Raw genomic sequence first — 19,229 nt, 5'->3', positions numbered from 1 at the left:
TACTCATGGGTAACATGCCGCCATGAGCGCAGATCAGATGTCGATCGGCGAGTTGCTCGCCGCCACGGTGCCGATGGTTCGGACGCTGAACCTGGAGTACCTGGAGACCACTCCGGAGAAGGCGGTGCTGGTCCTGCCGGACCAGAGCGAGTACCGCAACCACGTCGGCGGCCCGCACGCCGGTGCGATGTTCACGCTGGGGGAGTCGGCCAGCGGCGCGATCGTGCTCGCGGCCTTCGGGGACCAGCTGTCGCGGGCCGTGCCACTGCCGGTCACCGCGGAGATCGCGTTCAAGAAGATCGCCCTCGGTCCGGTCACCGCCACCGCGACGCTGGGCCGGCCGATCGACGAGGTCGTCGCCGAGCTCGACGCGGGCAGGCGTCCTGAGTTCCCGGTGAGCGTGGCGATCCAGCGCGAGGACGGCGCGGTCACGACCGAGATGACCGTGGTGTGGACCCTGCGTCCCAATGGCTGAGAACGCGGTTTTCCGCGGAGGGCCCCGATCGGGCCCTCTGTCATTTCCGGGGTCGGGGCCGCGAGGCGCCGTCGGGGCGAGCAGGTAGGCTGCCCCGGCGCGCGCTCACGGACGAGCGCGCGCCGGGAACAGGCCCAGCAGTTGAGAGGAAGCGGCGTTGCACGTCCAGGAATGGCTCGAAACAGTGCCCCCGCTCGCCATCTATCTGCTGGTGGGCCTGGTCATCGGCCTGGAGAGCCTGGGCATCCCGCTGCCCGGCGAGATCATCCTGGTCTCCTCGGCGCTGCTCGCCTCGCAGCACGGTGAGATCGACCCCGTGATCCTCGGCGCCTGCGCCACCACGGGCGCCATCGTCGGCGACTCCATCGGCTACGCCATCGGCCGCAAGGGCGGCCGCCCCCTGCTGGCCTGGCTCGGCGGCAAGTTCCCCAAGCACTTCAGCGAAGGGCACATCGCGACCGCTGAGCGCTCCTTCCAGAAGTGGGGCATGTGGGCCGTCTTCTTCGGCCGCTTCGTCGCCCTCCTGCGCATCTTCGCGGGCCCCCTCGCGGGCGTCCTGCGCATGCCGTACTGGAAGTTCCTCACGGCCAACGTCCTCGGCGGCATCCTCTGGGCGGGCGGCACGACGGCGGTCATCTACTACGTGGGCGTGGTCGCCGAGTCCTGGCTGAAGCGCTTCTCGTGGCTGGGGTTGGTGGCGGCGGTCCTGATCGGTCTGACGTCGTTCCTGATCCTGAAGCGCAAGGCGAAGAAGGCCCAGGCGGGACAGCAGGAGGCCGAGCTGGTAGGGGCAGGGGAGTAGAACTCCCCTAGGGCGCGGGGCCGTTCGACCTTACTGACCGTGTACTTCCCGGTGTGCCTCAGCCAACTGCGCGTACATGGTCCCGTTGAGAGAAACGCCGGCCCGCTCCTCCTCTGTAAGCTCCCGCTTCACCTTCGCCGGCACCCCCGCCACCAGAGACCCCGGCGGCACCCGCATCCCCTGCGGCACCAACGCCTGCGCAGCGACAAGCGACCCCGCCCCGATCACCGCCCCGTTCAGCACGGTCGCCCCCATCCCGATGAGGCAGTCGTCCTCCACGGTCGCCCCGTGCACCACGGCGTTGTGCCCGATGGAAACACGTTCCCCCACGGTCACCGGAAACCCAGGATCGGCGTGCAGCGTGCAGTTGTCCTGCACATTGCTGCTCGCCCCGACCGAGATCCGCTCGACGTCCCCCCGCAGCACAGCTCCGTACCAGACACTCGCCCCCGTCTCCAGGGTCACGTCCCCGATCACCGAAGCCGTGGGCGCCACAAAGACATTCGCGTCGACCTTCGGCTCCCTGCCACCGATGCCCTTGATCATCATCGCCTCCCGATCACGTGATACACGGCACCGTACGCCACCTGTTGGGGCGAAGATCACAGGCCCTCCACGCGATAAGGGTGCCGCACGCTCAGTACGGTGAACGCGTGCCGAAGAGCAAGAACACGTTCTCATCCTGGAGTCGCCGAGCGGCGCAGCGGGCCGTCCACGCGGGCTGGGCCTGGGTGCAGCGCACCGGCTCGGTGACGGCCGAGCGCCCCGGCCGCTTCCACTTCGGCGCGATCGGCGAGGCCACCCGTCTGGCGTTCCCGCTCGGCACGGTCTTCGGCGAGCCCTGGATCCATCTGGGCTCCCACTGCATCGTCGGCGAACAGGTCACGCTGACGGCGGGCCTGATGCCCGACCTCGACCTCGGCCCCGAACCGATCCTGCGGATCGGCGACGGCGTGGTCCTCGGCCGCGGCAGCCATGTCATCGCCGACACCACGGTCACCATCGGCAGCGACTGCTACTTCGGCCCGTATGTCTACGTCACCTCCACGAACCACTCCTACGACGACCCGCACGAGCCCATCGGCAAGCAGTGGCCGCGGATGGAGCCGGTGTCGATCGGCCCGGGCTGCTGGATCGGCACCGGCGCGGTGATCCTGCCGGGCGCGAAGATCGGCCGGAACGTGGTCGTGGCGGCCGGTGCCGTGGTCCGCGGCGTGGTTCCCGACCATGCCGTCGTGGCGGGGGCGCCCGCCCGAGTCGTACGGCGCTGGACTCCCGCCGACGGCTGGCAGCCGCCGCTTCGGACGCCCGCGCCGGTGCCGATACCGGACGGGGTGACCCCGGAGCAGCTCGCCGCGTTGGCGGAGCTGGACGAGGAGTCGGCGGCGCGGCTGGCCCAGTTGGACGCCGAGGCCTGACTCAGCCGGTGGCGAGCAGCAGGGTGCCGGCCAGTGCCAGGCCCGCGCCCGCCGCCTGGATTCCGCGCAGCCGTTCGTCGAGGACCATCCGTGCGGCCAGGGCCGTCACCACCGGGAACAGTGAGGCGAGGACGGCGGCCACGGTGACCGGGCCGTTCTGGGCGGCGACCGAGTAGGTGCCGTTCGCCGCGACGTCGGCGAGCCCGACGAAACCGAGCGTGGGCAGCGCACGCCAGGGGAAGCCGCCCTCGGGGAGGGCGGGGGAGCCGCGCCGTACGGAGACGTACAGGGCCGTGCCGCCGACGACGACATTGGTGACGCGCTGCACGAACAGGGCGAGGAAGAGGCCGGTGACGGTCGTCGACGCCTCGGTGATCAGCGCCATCACCGTGCCGAACCCGAGCGCCGCGAGCAGCGTGAGCACGATGGCCCGGCGCTGCACGGGGGCGCCCTTGACCTCCGGTCCGCCGGCGAGCGCGACGCCGACGACGGCCGCCATGATCCCGCCGAGCTGGAACATGCCGGGCCGTTCGCCCAGCGCGAGGCCCACGCCCACCGGGACGGCGACGCTCAGCGAGCACAGCGGGGACACCACGCCCATCGGGCCCAGGGCGAGCGCCTTGTAGAAGGCGAGGATCGTCACCGTGCCGACCAGACCCGCGGCGACGGCGAACCAGAGTTGCGGGCCGATCTCGCTCCAGCCGCCGGTCGCGACCACGATCGCGCCCAGGACGACCGCGGCGACCGACTGCGAGACCACCACCACGGTGAGCGCGGGGGCGCGCCGGGTCAGCAGTCCGCCGCCGAAGTCGGCCAGACCCCAGAGCAGGCTGGCGGCCAGGGCGAAGAGTGCTGTCACGGGTAGCCTCGCAGTACAGTTCGGTGCACGATCGGTGCACCTCACCGTAGTGCAATAAACTGAACCTTGCCATTCATTAAATTGGACCACAACGTTGGACGGAATGTGTCGGACCTCGACCTGCTGACCCAGTCGCTGGGCCGCAACGTCAAGCACTGGCGTGCGGTGCGTGGCTTCACCCTGGACGTGCTCGCCACCCGGGCCAATGTCAGCCGCGGGATGCTCATCCAGATCGAGCAGGCGCGCACCAACCCCAGCCTCGGCACGGTCGTCAAGATCGGCGACGCGCTGGGCGTCAGCATCACCACCCTGCTCGAATACGAACACGGCCCGCAGGTCCGTATCGTCCCCGCCGACCAGGCCGTACGGCTGTGGCGCACCGACTCCGGCAGCTACAACCTCCTCCTCGCCGGCACCGAGGCGCCGGGCCCGCTGGAGCTGTGGGAGTGGCGGCTGATGCCGGGCGAGAGCAGTTCCTCCGACCCGCATCCGACGGGCACGGCCGAACTGCTCCATGTCCTGGAGGGCGAGCTGACGCTCACCGTGGACGGGGAGGAGTACCGCATCCCGGCGGGCGCGACCGGCTCCTTCGAGGCCAATACCCCGCACACGTACGGCAATACCGGCGAGGTGCCGATGCGGATGGTGATGGCGGTCTCCGTACCGCCCGTGCACTGAGCGGTGGAGCGCGGTTGCTACCGTGCGGCCATGCGCGCACCCATCGGACACTTCGACCGGGCCATCCCCGCCCCCGACTGCCTCGACGAGCTGACCGCCCCGGTCGCCGACGCCGTACGCCACTGGAGCGGCAGCGTCCCCGCCGACCAGATCGTCTACGTCGACACCGACCCGACATGGGCCGACACCGCCGTGTTCGTCGAGCACTATGGCCAGGAGCTGCTCGAACAGTCGGCCAACTGCGTGGTGGTGGCGGGCAAGCGCGGCGGCGAGACCACACTCGCCGCCTGTGTCGTGCTCTCCACCACCCGCGTCGATGTCAACGGCGCGGTCCGCCGCCAACTCGGCGCCCGCAAGGCTTCGTTCGCGGCCATGGACACCGCGACCGGTGAGACCGGCATGGAGTACGGCGGCATCACGCCGATCGGACTGCCCGCCGGCTGGCCGGTGTTGGTGGACTCCGCCGTGGTCGACCTGCCCTACGTCCTCGTCGGCAGCGGACGCCGGCGCGGCAAGCTGCTGGTGCCGGGGAAGGCCTTCGCCGAGCTGCCCGGAGCCGTCGTACTGGAAGGGCTCGGGCTCGCCTGAGCTCAGGCCGCCGTGTGGTGGGCCAGCGCCAGATGCGGGTCCGCCTCGCCCGGTACCGGTGCCGGGTCCGCGTGGACCAGGGCCGCGGTGAGGCGGGGGACGGCGTGCAACAGGGCGTGCTCGGCGTCGACCGCGATCGCGTGGGCCTGCCGTACCGTCGCCTCGCCGTCCACCACGACCGCCACCTCCGCCCGCAGCCGGTGTCCGATCCAGCGCAGCCGGAGTTCGCCCACCCCGCGCACCCCCGGCACCTCCCGCAGCGCCTGTTCGGCCCGGTCCACCAGGGCCGGGTCCACGGCGTCCAGCACCCGCCGGAACACCTCGCGCGCCGCGTCCCGCAGCACCAGCACGATCACCGCGGTGATCGCCAACCCCACGATCGGGTCGGCCAGTTGCCAGCCCAGCGCCGCACCGCCCGCCCCCAACAGCACCGCCAGCGAGGTGAATCCGTCGGTACGGGCGTGCAGACCGTCCGCCACCAGTGCCGCCGAGCCGATGGCACGGCCGACGCGGATCCGGTACCGCGCCACCCATTCGTTGCCCGTGAAGCCCACCAGCGCCGCCGCGGCGACCGCGGGAAGGTGCTCGACGGGACGCGGGTCGAGCAGCCGGTCGACCGCCGTCCACCCGGCGAACACCGCCGACGCGGCGATGGTCAGCACGATCACCAGGCCGGCCAGATCCTCGGCCCGGCCATAGCCGTAGGTGAAGCGCCGGGTCGCCGCGCGGCGGCCGAGCACGAAGGCGATGCCGAGGGGTACGGCGGTCAGCGCGTCGGCGGTGTTGTGCGCGGTGTCGCCGAGCAGGGCCACCGATCCGGACATCGCCACGACGACTGCTTGGACGAGCGCCGTCGCGCCCAGCACCGCGAGCGAGACCCACAGCGCGCGCATCCCGCGGGCCGAGGACTCCAGGGCGCTGTCGAGCTTGTCGGCGGTGTCGTGGGAGTGGGGCTTGAGGAGGTGGCCGACGCGGTGGCGGCGCGGGTGGTGGTGATGGTGGTGGTGCGGGTGGCTCACGGGTCCCCCTTCCGGTGGCGGTGGTGGACTTACCCGGTCCACGACGCCATTATGTGCGTATGAGCGCACGCATGCACCTATCACCTGCACACGATGCGCATCCGCGCACCCCCGGCGAGGACCAGTTCGCCCTCGCCGCGGAACTCCTCGCCCTCCTCGGCGACCGCACCCGGCTCACCCTGCTGCACGCGCTGACCAGGGGAGAGGCCGACGTCAGCACGCTCACCGAGGCGTGCGGAGCGGCCCGGCCCGCCGTCAGTCAGCATCTGGCGCGGCTGCGTCTGGCCGGTCTGGTGAACACACGCAAGGAAGGCCGCCGGGTGATCTACTCACTGCGCGACGGCCATCTGCGGCGGCTGGTGGACGAGGCGCTGAAGGTGGCGGACCACCGGCTCAGCGACCGGCCCCTGCACGACTGAGAGTCTTCTCCCGGCTCAGTAGTCGGCGTTCTTGCCGAGGTACTGCTCCGCGAACGCCAGCCCCGCCGAACGGGAGCCGAACAGGCGGCGCAGCCGGGCCAGGGTGGTGCCCGCGCGGTGCGGGTCGCCGGAGGAGGTGCCGTGGTACACCTCCGACAGCCACTGCGAGAACTCCTGGTAGTCCCAGACCCGGCCGAGGCAGGCCCGCGAGTAGCCGTACAGGCCGGTCCGGTCGCCCCTGGTGAGCTGGGCGACGAACGCGTCGCCGAGCAGGAAGGCGTCGTGCAGGGCGAGGTTCATGCCCTTGGCCGCGATCGGCGCGGTGAGATGGGCCGCGTCCCCGGCCAGGAAGAGCCGGCCGAACGCCATGGGCTCCACGACGTAACTGTGCATGTCCAGCACGCGTTTCTCGATCAGCCGCCCCTCGGTCAGCCGGGGCGCGCCGGCCGCGCCGAGCCGCTCCTGGAGCTCGGACCAGACCCTGTCGTGGGACCAGTTCTCCGGGTCGTCGCCCGGCGGGCACTCCAGGTAGTAGCGGGTCACCTCGGGGCTGCGGGCCATGTGCCCGGCGAAGCCGCGCGGATGCATGCCGAACACCACGCAGTCGTTGGACGGCGGCGCCTCGGCGAGCAGCGCCAGCCAGCCGATGCCGTAGTCGTACCGCGAGACATGGGCACGGCCGGGCGGCAGCGCGTCACGGCTCACCCCGCGCGCTCCGTCGCAGCCCGCGACGAAGTCACAGTGCACGATGTGCCGTTGGCCCGACTCGGGGTCCGTGTACGACACCGACGGGCGGTCCGACTCCAGGTCGTGCAGCTCCACGTCCCGCACGCCGAAGCGGATCGCGCCGCCCCGCACGTCCGCGTACTCCCGCACCAGGTCCGTCACCAGCAACGGCTGTGGATAGACGAAGTGGTGATGTCCTGTCAGCTCGGCGTACTCGAACCGGTAGCGCTGTCCGGCGAACCGGAACTCGCACTCGTTGTGCACCTGCCCGCGCGCCAGCAGGTTCTCCGCGAGGCCGCGCTGCTGGAGCCCGCGTACGGCCCACTCCTCCAGGACGCCGGCCCGGGGCCGCTGTTCGATGAACTCACGGCTCTCGATCTCCAGGACCAGACAGTCCACGGAGGCGGCGCGCAGGATGTTGCCGATGGTGAGCCCGGCCGGTCCCGCGCCGACGATGACGACCGGAAAGCGTTGTGCGGCACCGGAGTCGCGGTGAGCGGTGGCGGAAGTCACCCGGGCATTATGTGGCGCTCAGCGCGCAGCGGAACCCCGCGTGGCCACTGGAGCTGTCCGGGGTGTTGGCGCTGCGGGCGGCCACGCGGTAGCGGTTGCAGTAGGACGCGTGGCACATGTAGGAGCCGCCGCGGATCACCTTGGAGCTGTCCTGCTCGTCCGACCACCAGTCCGCGCACCACTCCCAGACGTTGCCCGAGGTGTTGTAGAGCCCGAAGCCGTTGGGCTCGAAGGCGTCCACGGGGGCAGTGCCGCGGTAGCCGTCGGCTGCGGTGTTCTTGGTGGGGAAGGTGCCGCGCCAGATGTTGCAGCGGTATTCGCCGTCCGGGTCCAGTTCGTCGCCCCAGGGGTAGCGCCGCTGCTCCAGGCCGCCGCGGGCCGCGTACTCCCACTCGGCCTCGGTGGGCAGCCGCTTGCCCGCCCAGGCCGCGTAGGCGGCGGCGTCGTACCAGGACACATGGACCACCGGATGGTCCCCGCGCCCGGCGAGATCGCTGCCCGGACCCTCCGGCCGGTCCCAGGCCGCGCCTTCGACCGCGCACCACCAGGGCGTCTGCTCGGGCCGCGGGGCGCCCCGGCGCAGGGCGGCGGGCAGAAACCCGGCGAAGACGTACGACCAGTGCAGGCGCTCGGCGTCGGTGATGTGTCCGGTATCGGCGACGAAGCCCGCGAAGTCGTCGTTGGTCACCGCGCGGGCGTCGATACGGAAGGGCTTCAGCCGCACCGCCCGGACCGGGCCCTCGGCGTCGTCCGGGAAGCCCTCGATGTCCTCGGCGCCCATGAGGAACTCGCCGCCGGGGAGCAGGACCATGCCTTCGGTGGAGGCGGGGCCGGTAAGGGCCTGCGGCGACGGCTTGACCGAGCCGGACCCGGACGACGGCATGCAGCAACGGGCGGGTGACAGGGGCTCGGGCATCGATTCTTCCTCGGGGACGGACGAGCGTCGGGTGCGGACCCTGTCTACGCCATGTTCTTGTGCGTCACCGAAGCAGGGGGATCTCGATGGCCGGGCAGCGGTCCATCACCATCTCCAGGCCGGCCGCCCGGGTGCGGGCGTAGGCGGCCTCGTCGATCACGTCGAGCTGGAACCACACCGCCTTGGCGCCCTTGGCCACCGCTTCGTCGGCCACCGGCCCCGCGAGTTCGCTGTTGACGAAGACATCGACGACGTCCACGTCGAAGGGGATGTCCGCGAGGGAGGCGTAGCCCTGCTCGCCGTGCACTGTCTCCGCCTTGGGGTGGACGGGCACCACGCGCTTGCCGTAGCGCTGGAGCACCTGGGCGACGCCGTACGCCGCGCGCCGCCGGTTCGACGAGAGGCCGACCACGGCCCAGGTGTCGCCGAGTTCGGTGAGGATCTTGCGGACCATCGCTTCGTCGCCGTACACCGGGGGCCTCCTCGACCTCATGACACGCCTGTTCTCCGCTCAACGGGCAAGGGAGCGTGGAGATTCCCACCGAGTCGGGAGGGGCCCGAGCACGGCCCCATGCGCGGTTGCTCGGGACGGTGGGCCGACCCTCGCTGTCCGGAAAACGCGCCGCGTGCTGCGCGCGGGCGCGCGCCCGCCTAGGCTCGGGGAGTGCTGCGCATCATCGACGCCCGAACGGGCGTGCCCGTGGACGCCGCGCCCGCCCGGCGCGGTCTGACCCGCGTCGAGGCCCATGCGCCGGGCTTCGACACCGGCGCTCTGCGCGTGCTCCTCGTCACCGACCTCCTCGTGCGCGCCCTGGAACTCGGCGGCACCCCCGTCTGGGCCGTGCTCCACGGCGGGCAGGAACAGCCCGAGCTGCGGGCGGGCGCCGCCGCCCTCGGGATCCGGCCCCTGGAGGACAGCCGTGAGGTCGGCCGGGGGCTCGGGGAGAAACAGGTCATCCATGTCGTGGAGGAGGGCGGCGCGACCCCGGACGGCGTCCGCGTCACGGTCGCGCCCGTCCACGCCGCGTCGCCCGCGCCGCTCGCCGGCGCCGACCCCGTCGCCCTGCGCCTCGCCCTGCTCACCCCGCGCAGGGACCAGCCCGTACGGCTCGACACGGACGCCCTGACCGAGGCCCACGACACCCTCGTCCGCTGGCGGCACGCGGTCGCCGCCTGGGCCCGGCACCCCTCGCGGCCCATCCCCGACGAGGTGCGCACGGAAATGCGCGGCGCCTGGGAGGACGACCTGGACGTGCCCGGCGTACTGCGGCTGCTGGCCAGGGTCGAGAGCGACCCGGACCTGCCGGACGGCGCCCGCTTCGAGACCTACGCCTACGCCGACCGGCTGCTCGGGCTCGACCTCACCCGCGACCTGGGAGCCCCCGCATGATCGCGCGCGCCGGGACCGGCCCGCTGCGCCGACTGGTCGTGCTGCGGCACGCCAAGTCGGCCTGGCCCGAAGGCGTCCCCGACCACCGCCGCCCCCTCGCCCCGCGCGGCCGCCGGGACGCACCCGCGGCGGGCCACGCTCTCGCCGCGGCCGACCTGCTGCCCGACCTCGCCCTGTGCTCCACCGCCGTACGCGCCCGCCAGACCTGGGAACTGGCCTCCGCCGAGTGGGGCACCCCACCGCCGGTCCGCTACGACCCACAGCTGTACGCGGCCGACGTCCCGGAGCTCCTCGCCGCCGTGCACGAGACGCCCGCCGAAGTGGAGACGCTGCTGCTGATCGGGCACAACCCCGGCCTTGAGGACCTGGTGGCCGAGCTGGCCGGGGACAGCCTGGACGATGCCCTGGAGCAGGTCCGGGTGAAGTTCCCCACCTCGGCCATCGCGGTCCTTGCCTGGCGCGGCACCGACTGGAACGCCCTCGCCCCCGGCACCGCGCTGCTGACCTGGTTCACCGTGCCCCGGGGGAAGAAACGCTGACGGGCGCCTGACATAGGGTGGCCGGATGCAGGACGAGTACCGCACAGTGGCCCACGCGGGCGTGCACGAGACCGAGGTCAACCGCTCCCGCTTCCTGTGCGCCCTCGCCCCGGCGGCCACCGAACAGGAGGCCCAGGACTTCGTCGCGGCCGTCCGCAAGGAGCACGCCGACGCCACCCACAACTGCTACGCCTACGTCATCGGCGCCGACGCCTCGGTCCAGAAGGCGAGCGACGACGGTGAACCGGGCGGCACCGCCGGCGTCCCCATGCTCCAGATGCTGCTGCGCCGCGACATGCGGTACGTCGTCGCCGTCGTCACCCGCTACTACGGCGGCGTCAAGCTCGGCGCGGGCGGCCTCATCAGGGCCTACGGCGGCGCCGTCGGCGAGGCCCTGGACAGCCTGGGCACGATCACCCGCCGCCGCTTCCGCCTCGCCACCGTGACCGTCGACCACCAGCGCGCCGGCAAGATCCAGAACGATCTGCGCGCCACCGGCCGCGAGGTCCGGGACGTGCTTTACGGCGAGGCCGTCACCATCGAGATCGGCCTGCCGGACGCCGACGTGGACGCCTTCCGCGCATGGCTGGCCGACGTCACGGCCGGGACCGCCGGGTTCGAACTGGGTGGGGAGGCATACGGCGACGCGTGACGCAACGGGCGTAACGGACGCTCCCCGGTGCGGTCATGACGGGCCGATACGGGAGTAACCGCCCGTGATGTCAGACCCGGCCGTTAGTCTTCGGGGATCATGAGGCTCCTGCACACTTCCGACTGGCATCTGGGCCGGGCGTTCCACCGTGTGAACATGCTCGGCGCCCAGGCCGAGTTCATCGGCCACCTCGTCACCACCGTGCGCGAGCGCGAGGTGGACGCGGTGGTCGTGTCGGGAGACGTGTACGACCGCGCGGTGCCGCCGCTCGCCGCCGTGGAGTTGTTCGACGACGCCCTGCACCGCCTCGCCGACCTCGGTGTGCCCACCATGATGATCTCCGGCAACCACGACTCGGCCCGTCGGCTCGGGGTCGGCGCCGGGCTGATCGACCGCGCGGGCATCCATCTGCGCACCGAGCCGTCGGCGTGCGGGACGCCGGTGGTGCTGACCGACGCGCATGGCGATGTGGCCTTCTACGGGCTGCCGTATCTCGAACCCGCCCTGGTGAAGGACGAGTTCAGGGTGGACAAGCCGGGGCACGAGGCGGTGCTGGTCGCCGCGATGGACCGGGTCCGCGCCGATCTCGCCGCACGCGCGCGTGGCACGCGTTCCGTCGTCCTGGCGCACGCCTTCGTCACCGGCGGCGAGGCCAGCGACAGCGAGCGGGACATCACCGTCGGCGGGGTGGCCGCGGTGCCGGCCGGCGTCTTCGACGGCGTCGACTACACGGCGCTCGGGCATCTGCACGGCTGCCAGACCATCACCGAGCGCGTGCGCTACTCCGGCTCCCCGCTGGCGTACTCCTTCTCGGAGGCCGACCACAGCAAGAGCATGTGGCTGGTCGACCTGGACGCCGACGGTGCCGTGACCGCCGAGCGGATCGACTGCCTCGCCCCGCGCGCGCTCGCCCGGATCCGGGGGGCGCTGGAGGAACTTCTCGCCGATCCCGCTCTCGTCCGGCACGAGGACGCCTGGGTCGAGGCCACGCTGACCGACGCGGTCCGCCCGTCCGACCCCATGGCCCGGCTCACCGAGCGCTTCCCGCACACCCTGAGTCTGGTCTTCGACCCCGACCGGGCTCCCGACGATCCGGACGTGTCCTACGCCCGTCGGCTGGCCGGGCGCAGTGACCAGCAGATCGCCGAGGACTTCGTCGCCCATGTGCGTGGCGCCGGGCCGGACGAGGACGAGCGGGGCGTGCTGCGGGACGCGTTCGACACTGTGCGTGCGGACGCGGTGGTGCGGGAGGTGGCCCCGTGAGGCTGCACCGGCTCGACATCACGGCCTTCGGGCCCTTCGGCGGGTCCCGGAGCGTCGACTTCGACGATCTGTCCGCGGCCGGGCTGTTCCTGCTGCACGGACCGACCGGCGCCGGGAAGACCTCCGTCCTGGACGCCGTCTGTTACGCGCTGTACGGCGCGGTGCCCGGCGCCCGGCAGAGCAGCGGACAGGGCCTCGCGCTGCGCAGCGACCACGCCGCGCCCGGCACGCGCACCGAGGTCTGCCTCGAACTCACCGTCGCCGGACGCCGGTTGGAGATCACCCGGCAGCCGCCCTGGGAGCGCCCCAAGAAGCGTGGCTCGGGCACGACCTTGGACAAGGCGCAGAGCCGGCTGCGCGAGTACGACGCCACGACCGGCGCCTGGAAGGACCTCAGCCGCTCCCACCAGGAGATCGGCGAGGAGGTCACCCAGCTGCTCGGCATGAGCCGTGAACAGTTCTGCCAGGTCGTCCTGTTGCCCCAGGGGGACTTCGCGCGCTTTCTGCGCGCCGACGCCGAGGCGCGCGGCCGGCTGCTCGGCCGGCTCTTCGACACCCACCGCTTCGCCGAGGTGGAGAAGCGGCTCGCCGAGCGTCGGCGGGCGGCCGAGGCGGAGGTGCGCGAGGGCGACGCGGCGCTGCTGGCCGACGCGCACCGTATGCAGCAGGCGGCGGGCGGCACCATGGAGCTGCCCGAGCTGACACCGGGCGAACCGGGGCTCGCCGAGGCCGTCCTGAGCGCCGCCGCCGTGGCCCGCAGCACCGCCCGCGAAGAGCTGACCGTCGCCCACTGCCGCCTCGCCGCCGCCGAGTCCGCCCAGGCTGCGGCCGAGCGCACCCTGGCCGACGTACGCGAAACCGCCCGTTTGCAGCAGAGGTTCGCCGAGGCGCGGGAGCGGGCGCGGCTGCTTGCGGAGCGGGCCGACGGTCACCGCGAGACGCAGGCAAGGATGGAGCGGGCCCGCAAGGCCGAGGCGGTGGCCCCCGCTCTGGAGCTGCGGGACGCCGCCGACGCCGAACACCGGCGGGCGTCTGCCGCTCGGGCACGTGCGTGTGGCCTGCTGCCGGACACCTTCGCCGACGCCGGTGCCGCCGGGCTCGCGACCGCGGCGCGCCGGGCCGCCGAGGAGCTGGGCGGCCTGGAGTCGGCCCGCCGAGCCGAGCGGCGGCTGGCCGAACTCGCCGAAGAGCGCACCGGGTTGGACCGCCAGGAGCGGGCCGACGAGGACGTCCTCCAGGAAGCCGACGCCTGGCTCGCCGGGTGGGACGGGACGCGCGCGGGACTTCAGGCGCGGATCGACAGCGCCCAGGAGGCCGCCACCCGCGCCGAACAGCTCGCCGTACAGCGGGAGCCCGCGGCCAATCGGCTCAAGGCGGCCCGGATGCGGGACCAGTTGGCGGGGGACACCGACACCGCCGCCGACCGGGCCCGTCGCGCCCAGGAAGAGACGCTGACCGCCAAGGAGCACTGGCTGGAGGTGAAGGAGCGCCGTCTGAACGGCATCGCGGCCGAACTCGCGGCCCAGTTGTCCGACGGCGAGCCCTGCGCCGTCTGCGGCGCCACCGAACACCCCGCGCCCGCCCGCAAGGACGCCGGACACATCGACCGCGCGGCCGAGGAGCAGGCGCTCGCCGCCTACCAGGCCGCGGAGGAGCGCCAGGCCGAGCGGGAGCGGCACCTCGGCGTCGTCCGCGAGGCGCTGGCCGCCGCCACCGCCGAGGCCGGTGACACGCCCACCGCGAAACTCGCCGACGAGGTCGCGGAGTTGGAGCGGCTCTTCACCGAGGCCCGCCGCGACGCCTCCGCGCTGCATCCTTCGCAGGAGGAGCTGCGCCGCGCCGAACAGGAGCACGAGCGGCGGGTGACGGCACGGCAGCAGGCGCAGGTCAGGACCGCCGAACGGGGCGGCCATCGCGAACGCCTCGACCGTGAACGGGCCGCCCTGGAAGCGGAGTTGACCGAGGCGCGCGGCAGCCTGGACAGTGTGGCCGCCCGCGCCACCCAGCTGGAACGCCAGGTCGCGCTGCTCACCGACGCCGCCGACAGCGCCCGCGCCGCCGAGGACAGCGCGCAGCGGCTCAAGGACGCCGACGCGCGCCTGGCCGACGCCGCGTTCCGCGCGGGCTTCGAAACACCGCAGGCCGCCGCCGACGCCCTCCTCGACGACACCGCTCACCGCGAACTCCAACGGCGCCTGGACGCCTGGCAGGCCGAGGAGTCCGCCGTACGAACCGTGCTCGCCGAGGCCGACACCACGGCCGCCGCCCAGCGACCGCCCGCCGACCTGGCCGCGGCGGAAGAAGCCGCCGCCGAGGCGGGCCGGCGGCTGCGGGAGGCCGCCTCCGCGCGGGACGCCGCCGACCGGCGCTGCACCGAACTCGACCGGCTCTCCGCCCGGTCGACGCACGGCGTACGGCGGCTCGCGCCGCTGCGCGCCCAGTACGACCGGGTGGCGCGCATGGCCGCGCTCACCGCGGGCACTTCGGCGGACAACGAGCGCAAGATGCGCCTGGAGTCCTATGTCCTCGCCGCCCGTCTGGAGCAGGTGGCCGCCGCCGCGACCGTACGGCTGCGCCGCATGTCGTCCGGCCGCTACACCCTCGTCCACTCCGACGACCGAGCCGGACGCGGCCGCAGTGGACTCGGACTGCATGTCGTCGACGCCTGGACCGGGCGGGAGCGGGACACGGCGACGCTCTCCGGTGGTGAGACGTTCTTCGCCTCGCTGGCCCTCGCCCTCGGCCTCGCGGACGTCGTCACCGACGAGGCCGGCGGGGTCCGTCTGGACACCCTCTTCATCGACGAGGGCTTCGGCAGCCTCGACGACCAGACCCTCGACGAGGTCCTCGACGTCCTCGACTCCCTGCGGGATCGCGATCGCAGCGTCGGCATCGTCAGCCACGTCGCCGATCTGCGGCGGCGCATCCACGCCCAGCTGGAGGTCGTGAAGGGACGGTCGGGGTCGACGCTGCGGCAGCGGGGTCACTGACTGAGCGGGCGGCGGGGAAGCGGCGAGGAGTAGACGACACTCGTCGTGACCGACCCCAGCGCGCCGATCTTCCCCGAGACCTCCTCCAGGTGCCGCATGGAGCGCGCCGTGACCTTGATCACGAAGCAGTCATCGCCGGTGACATGGTGCGCCTCCAGGATCTCCGGCGTCACGGCGACCAGGTCGTGGAACGGCTTGTAGTTGCCGTTCGGGTAGCGCAGCCGTACGAACGCAAGGATCGGCATGCCCAGCCGCTCCGGGGCCACGACGGCGGAGTACCCCTGGATGACACCGGCCTCCTCCAGCCTGCGCACCCGCTCGGTGACCGCGCTCGCGGACATCGACACGGCCCGCGCCAGCTCGGCGAAGCTGGCCCGGCCCTCGCGCTGGAGGACATCGAGGATGCGCCAGTCGGTGGCGTCCGGTGAATACGTGGTCATGCCACGAGCTAACAGGGGATTCCCCGGCCGATCAAGAGGAGCGCCGGGGATTGCCCCTTCAGGAAGTTGATCTTCGGGGCGTAGATTTCCGGTCATCGGAAGCCGCCACAGAAGGGCCCGACCATGAGCAGTGTCACCACCGCCGTCAACCCCGTCCTGCGCGTGGCCCCGGCGGACCCGGCCGCGGCCGCCGCCTACTTCCGCGCAAGCCTGGTCTTCCACGCCGATGTGTCCGACGTCGCCGCCGCGCTCGCCGCCGACGGGGACCCGGGGTTCGTCGTCCTGGACTCCCGGTCCACCGAGTCCTGGGACCAGGGCCACATCCCCGGCGCGATCCACCTGCCGACCGCGCTCATCCCCGAGCAGGCCGAGCAGCTCCTCGACAGGTCCGTGCCCGTCGTCACCTACTGCTGGGGCCCCGGCTGCAACGGCGCCACCCGGGCCGCCCTCGCCCTCGCCGAACTCGGCTTCCAGGTCAAGGAGATGCTCGGCGGCTTCGAGTACTGGGCGCGCGAGGGCTTCGGGTACGAGACCTGGGAGGGCCCCGCCCGCCGCGTCGCCGACCCGCTGACCGCGCCGGTCGACAGCGAGGACTGCGGCTGCTGACGGCAGCACGCAGGCCTCGTACAAAAAGGTGTCGGGGACACCGAACTTGTGCGCTCGGGGTGCGTGTAGGTTTCTGCGCCATGGTGCGACACACGGTGCAGTGGGTGGAGTCGGGCGGCGGGCCGCTCATAGCGGTACCGGAGACGGTGCTGCCGTTCTGGGCGGGCGCCGACGGCGACGAGACCGCCTCCGACTACGACCGGGCCTGCGAACTCGACGGACCCGTCGGCCTGCTCCCGGTAGGGGACAGCGCCGCCCTCGTCCTCGGTGACGAACCCGCCTCCACCGCCTATCTGCCGGACCACGGCACCTTCGTGCGCTGGTGCGCCGCCGACACCGAGGCCGAACTCCTCTCCGGAGTGCCGACCGCCCTCGCCACCGCTGAGTGGGGCGAGGAGATGCGCTGGAAGGTGCCGGGCCCCGTGCTGCTCTTCGACTCCGCCTGGCCCGGCACCGAGACCGGACAGGCCGACCCCCTGCGCGTCGCGCTGACCCCGGGACCGTACGCGGTCCGCGCGGCCTGGGCCCGTCCCGGCCCGGAGACCTGGCTCGGGCTGGTCCAACTCCGGCCGCTGGCACAGTAATACGCGGCCGCCGGGCGTGCCGGACGACCCCGCCCGCCTCATCGCGCGGCTCGCGACCGACGAGGCGGGCCGGGGCACCGGTCAGGTGATCGAATCGGAGGGCGGCTTCCGCCGCCCGAACCGGCTCAGAGCTGGGCGAGTTCGTCGACCAGGTCGTCCAGGCCCAGCGAGCCCTGCGAGAGGGCCGCCATGTGCCAGGCCTTGAGGTCGAAGGCGTCGCCGTGGCGCTCGCGCGCCTTCTCGCGGCCCAGCAACCAGGCCCGCTCGCCCAGCTTGTAGCCGATCGCCTGGCCCGGAATCGTCAGATAACGGGTCAGCTCGCTCTCCACGAACTCCGCCGGGCGGCTGCTGTGCGCCCCGAAGAACTCCTCGGCCAGCTCCGGCGTCCAGCGCTCACCCGGGTGGAACGGCGAGTCCGCCGGGATCTCCAGCTCCAGATGCATGCCGATGTCGACGATGACGCGAGCCGCGCGCATCATCTGCGCGTCGAGATAGCCGAGCCGCTCCTCCGGGTCCGTGAGGAAGCCGAGCTCGTCCATCAGACGCTCCGCGTACAGCGCCCAGCCCTCGCAGTTGGCGCTGACCTGGCCGATGGTGGCCTGGTAACGGGAGAGGCTCTCCGTGACGTGCACCCACTGCGCGAGCTGGAGGTGATGACCCGGAACTCCCTCGTGGTACCAGGTCGACACCAGGTCGTACACCGGGAAGCGGGTCAGCCCCATCGTCGGCAGCCAGGTGCGGCCCGGACGGGTGAAGTCCTCGCTCGGCCCGGTGTAGTACGGGGCCGCCGCGCCGCCGGGCGGGGCGATGCAGGACTCCACCCTCCGCACTCGCTCGGCGAGTTCGAAGTGCGTGCCGTCCAGCTCCTCGATCGCCCGGTCCATCAGCCCCTGGAGCCAGGCCCGCACCTCGTCGACGCCCTCGATGTGCCGGCCGTGCTCGTCGAGGTACGCGAGCGCCACCCAGGGCGTCTCGGCGCCGGGCAGGATCCTCTCCGCCTCCCGCTTCATCTCGCCGAGCAGGCGGTGAAACTCGGACCAGCCGTACGCGTACGCCTCGTCCAGGTCGAGATCGGTGCCGTTGAAGTAGCGGGCGAGCCGGGCGTAGCGCTCCCGGCCCACGGTGTTCGGGGCGCCGTCGACGGCCGGCGCGTACACGTCCCGCATCCAGTCCCGCAGCTCCACCACGGCCGCGGTCGCCCCGCGCGCCGCCTTGTCCAGCTCGCCGCGCAGCGCCTCGGGACCCGCCGCGGCGAAGTCCTCGAACCAGCCCCGGCCCTCACCGGTGTCCGCCCACTCGGTGAGCTGCTCAAGGAAGGTGGCCGTCGGACGCGGTGCCGCGTACAGCTTGCGCTCCAGGCCCAGCGTGAGGGACTCGCGATAGCCGGCCAGCGCGGCCGGGACCGCGCGCAGCCGCTCGGCCAGGGCCGCCCAGTCCTCCTCGGTCTCGGCCGGGGTGATGGCGAAGATCTCCCGCACGGAGTGCGCGGGCGTGCCCAGGTTGCCGACCGCGCGCAGGCCCTCGTCGGCCTCGTGCACGGCGAGTTCGGCGGTCAGCCGCTCACGCAGCAGGCGTGCGCATCGGCGCTCGATGTCACTGTCCGCGCCGGGCTGTCGCTCGGCCTCGTCGAGCCGCGCCAGCGTCACCCGCGCCAGCTCCGCCAGCGCTTCCTGGCCGGCGGGCGAGAGGTCGGGCAGTCGGCTCGAACTCTCCTTCACGCCGAGATACGTACCGGTCACGGGATCGAGGGCGATGACGTCGTCGACATAGGCGTCGGCGACCTCGCGGGGCAGCGGGCTCTTGGTCTCTGACATGCGGACCATCCTCGTACGACGCCCGCCGCGCGTCACCCGGATTGAGCCGAGGGCGAAGGCGGCAGCAGGGGGCCGCAGTCCCACTGCTGGAAGATCAACCGGGTCTCCACACGCGCCACTTCCCGACGCGAGGTGAACTCGTCCAGAACCAGCCGCTGGAGATCGGCCATGTCCGCCACCGCGACATGGACCAGGTAGTCGTCGGGACCGGTGAGATGGAAGACGGTCCGCGACTCCGGCAGGGCCCGGATCCGGTCCACGAACGGCCCCACCAACTCCCGCCGGTGCGGTCTGACCTGCACGGACAGCAGGGCCTCCAGGCCGCGCCCGAGCTTCGCCGGGTCCAGCCGCAATTGATGGCCGAGAATCACCCCGGCCCGCCGCAGCCGGGTCACCCGGTCAAGGCAGGTCGACGGTGCGACCCCGACCTGCGCGGCGAGGTCCCGGTACGTCGTCCGGGCGTCGTTCTGCAACAGCCGCAACAGGTGAAGATCCACCGGATCCAGTACGACAGATTCGGCCACTGGCCGAACGTAGC

The 19,229-nt window shown here is 72.5% G+C and carries 22 protein-coding genes and 1 pseudogene; 14 read left to right on the top strand and 9 right to left on the bottom strand.

The genetic code is table 11. The features are described from left to right. Positions 1–37 precede the first annotated feature (37 nt). Both H4N64_RS14085 and H4N64_RS14080 read left to right on the top strand, forming a co-directional pair. Entirely contained in the window at positions 38–475 is a 438-nt protein-coding gene (locus tag H4N64_RS14085) for a DUF4442 domain-containing protein (RefSeq protein ID WP_186282674.1), read from the top strand. 157 nt (positions 476–632) lie between these two features. Further along, positions 633–1,277 (top strand): DedA family protein, encoded by a 645-nt coding sequence (locus H4N64_RS14080; RefSeq protein ID WP_186282627.1) that lies wholly within the window; start codon positions 633–635, stop codon positions 1,275–1,277. 30 nt (positions 1,278–1,307) lie between these two features. Here the strand turns inward: H4N64_RS14080 and H4N64_RS14075 are convergent, their stop codons facing one another. Continuing rightward, on the bottom strand, positions 1,308–1,826 hold the full coding sequence (locus H4N64_RS14075; RefSeq protein ID WP_186282626.1) for a gamma carbonic anhydrase family protein: 519 nt from the start codon (positions 1,824–1,826) through the stop codon (positions 1,308–1,310). A gap of 104 nt (positions 1,827–1,930) precedes the next feature. On the opposite strand from H4N64_RS14075, the gene H4N64_RS14070 reads away from it, so the two are divergent. Beyond that, positions 1,931–2,695 (top strand): DapH/DapD/GlmU-related protein, encoded by a 765-nt coding sequence (locus tag H4N64_RS14070; RefSeq protein ID WP_186282625.1) that lies wholly within the window; start codon positions 1,931–1,933, stop codon positions 2,693–2,695. 1 nt (position 2,696) lies between these two features. Here H4N64_RS14070 and H4N64_RS14065 read toward each other — a convergent pair whose 3' ends face one another. Then, entirely contained in the window at positions 2,697–3,554 is an 858-nt protein-coding gene (locus H4N64_RS14065; protein ID WP_186282624.1) for an EamA family transporter, read from the bottom strand. 105 nt (positions 3,555–3,659) lie between these two features. Here H4N64_RS14065 and H4N64_RS14060 point away from each other — a divergent pair, with 105 nt between their 5' ends. Beyond that, on the top strand, positions 3,660–4,232 hold the full coding sequence (locus H4N64_RS14060; protein ID WP_186282623.1) for a cupin domain-containing protein: 573 nt from the start codon (positions 3,660–3,662) through the stop codon (positions 4,230–4,232). A gap of 30 nt (positions 4,233–4,262) precedes the next feature. Beyond that, a complete protein-coding gene (locus H4N64_RS14055) occupies positions 4,263–4,820 on the top strand; it encodes a YbaK/EbsC family protein (RefSeq protein WP_186282622.1) in 558 nt (185 codons plus the stop codon). Between the two features lie 2 nt (positions 4,821–4,822). Here H4N64_RS14055 and H4N64_RS14050 read toward each other — a convergent pair whose 3' ends face one another. Beyond that, entirely contained in the window at positions 4,823–5,839 is a 1,017-nt protein-coding gene (locus H4N64_RS14050; RefSeq protein WP_186282621.1) for a cation diffusion facilitator family transporter, read from the bottom strand. 59 nt (positions 5,840–5,898) lie between these two features. On the opposite strand from H4N64_RS14050, the gene H4N64_RS14045 reads away from it, so the two are divergent. Then, positions 5,899–6,258, top strand: coding sequence for an ArsR/SmtB family transcription factor (locus H4N64_RS14045; protein ID WP_186282620.1), 360 nt, complete (start codon positions 5,899–5,901; stop codon positions 6,256–6,258). 15 nt (positions 6,259–6,273) lie between these two features. Here the strand turns inward: H4N64_RS14045 and H4N64_RS14040 are convergent, their stop codons facing one another. The 3 genes from H4N64_RS14040 to H4N64_RS14030 all read right to left on the bottom strand — a co-directional run bounded on the left by H4N64_RS14040 (position 6,274) and on the right by H4N64_RS14030 (position 8,885). Then, complete coding sequence (locus tag H4N64_RS14040; protein WP_186282619.1) at positions 6,274–7,497, bottom strand: 4-hydroxybenzoate 3-monooxygenase; 1,224 nt, start codon at positions 7,495–7,497, stop codon at positions 6,274–6,276. Positions 7,498–7,504: 7 nt separating this feature from the next. Further along, entirely contained in the window at positions 7,505–8,413 is a 909-nt protein-coding gene (locus H4N64_RS14035; protein ID WP_186282618.1) for a formylglycine-generating enzyme family protein, read from the bottom strand. Between the two features lie 64 nt (positions 8,414–8,477). Continuing rightward, on the bottom strand, positions 8,478–8,885 hold the full coding sequence (locus H4N64_RS14030) for a CoA-binding protein (RefSeq protein WP_186282617.1): 408 nt from the start codon (positions 8,883–8,885) through the stop codon (positions 8,478–8,480). Positions 8,886–9,077: 192 nt separating this feature from the next. On the opposite strand from H4N64_RS14030, the gene H4N64_RS14025 reads away from it, so the two are divergent. The 5 genes from H4N64_RS14025 to H4N64_RS14005 all read left to right on the top strand — a co-directional run bounded on the left by H4N64_RS14025 (position 9,078) and on the right by H4N64_RS14005 (position 15,247). Continuing rightward, positions 9,078–9,803 (top strand): hypothetical protein, encoded by a 726-nt coding sequence (locus tag H4N64_RS14025; RefSeq protein ID WP_186282616.1) that lies wholly within the window; start codon positions 9,078–9,080, stop codon positions 9,801–9,803. Then, positions 9,800–10,342, top strand: coding sequence for a SixA phosphatase family protein (locus tag H4N64_RS14020; protein ID WP_186282615.1), 543 nt, complete (start codon positions 9,800–9,802; stop codon positions 10,340–10,342). Before H4N64_RS14025 ends, H4N64_RS14020 begins: the two co-directional genes overlap by 4 nt. A gap of 25 nt (positions 10,343–10,367) precedes the next feature. Further along, positions 10,368–10,994, top strand: a complete 627-nt coding sequence (locus H4N64_RS14015; protein WP_186282614.1) for a YigZ family protein — start codon at positions 10,368–10,370, stop codon at positions 10,992–10,994. Between the two features lie 99 nt (positions 10,995–11,093). Continuing rightward, complete coding sequence (locus H4N64_RS14010; RefSeq protein ID WP_186282613.1) at positions 11,094–12,257, top strand: exonuclease SbcCD subunit D; 1,164 nt, start codon at positions 11,094–11,096, stop codon at positions 12,255–12,257. Beyond that, positions 12,254–15,247 carry an AAA family ATPase gene (locus H4N64_RS14005; protein ID WP_186282612.1) on the top strand — a complete coding sequence of 998 codons (2,994 nt, stop codon included), beginning with the start codon at positions 12,254–12,256 and terminating at the stop codon, positions 15,245–15,247. Before H4N64_RS14010 ends, H4N64_RS14005 begins: the two co-directional genes overlap by 4 nt. On the opposite strand, the gene H4N64_RS14000 is transcribed toward H4N64_RS14005, so the two are convergent. Next, positions 15,241–15,687: an Lrp/AsnC family transcriptional regulator gene (locus tag H4N64_RS14000; protein WP_186282611.1), complete on the bottom strand. Its 447-nt coding sequence runs from the start codon at positions 15,685–15,687 to the stop codon at positions 15,241–15,243. The two genes, H4N64_RS14005 and H4N64_RS14000, sit on opposite strands and share 7 nt — an antisense overlap. Positions 15,688–15,810: 123 nt before the next feature. On the opposite strand from H4N64_RS14000, the gene H4N64_RS13995 reads away from it, so the two are divergent. The 3 genes and pseudogenes from H4N64_RS13995 to H4N64_RS45055 form a co-directional block, all read left to right on the top strand. After that, the gene (locus tag H4N64_RS13995; protein WP_186282610.1) at positions 15,811–16,293 is read left to right on the top strand and encodes a rhodanese-like domain-containing protein; all 483 of its coding nucleotides are present in this window, start codon (positions 15,811–15,813) and stop codon (positions 16,291–16,293) included. Between the two features lie 80 nt (positions 16,294–16,373). Further along, on the top strand, positions 16,374–16,877 hold the full coding sequence (locus H4N64_RS13990) for an immunity 21 family protein (protein WP_186282609.1): 504 nt from the start codon (positions 16,374–16,376) through the stop codon (positions 16,875–16,877). A 13-nt stretch (positions 16,878–16,890) separates the two neighbouring features. Continuing rightward, positions 16,891–16,992: pseudogene (locus H4N64_RS45055) on the top strand (SDR family oxidoreductase); the annotation flags it as partial. 10 nt (positions 16,993–17,002) lie between these two features. Here the strand turns inward: H4N64_RS45055 and H4N64_RS13985 are convergent. Both H4N64_RS13985 and H4N64_RS13980 read right to left on the bottom strand, forming a co-directional pair. Beyond that, positions 17,003–18,691 (bottom strand): DUF885 domain-containing protein, encoded by a 1,689-nt coding sequence (locus H4N64_RS13985; RefSeq protein WP_186282608.1) that lies wholly within the window; start codon positions 18,689–18,691, stop codon positions 17,003–17,005. A gap of 32 nt (positions 18,692–18,723) precedes the next feature. After that, a complete protein-coding gene (locus tag H4N64_RS13980) occupies positions 18,724–19,215 on the bottom strand; it encodes an AsnC family transcriptional regulator (protein WP_186282607.1) in 492 nt (163 codons plus the stop codon). Between the last annotated feature and the right edge of the window lie 14 nt (positions 19,216–19,229).

Source organism: Streptomyces cupreus (assembly GCF_014257025.1).
Taxonomy (GTDB): domain Bacteria; phylum Actinomycetota; class Actinomycetes; order Streptomycetales; family Streptomycetaceae; genus Streptomyces; species Streptomyces cupreus.
The sequence above is the reverse complement of the archived record's forward strand: the minus strand, read 5'-3'. Positions and strand labels throughout refer to the sequence as shown.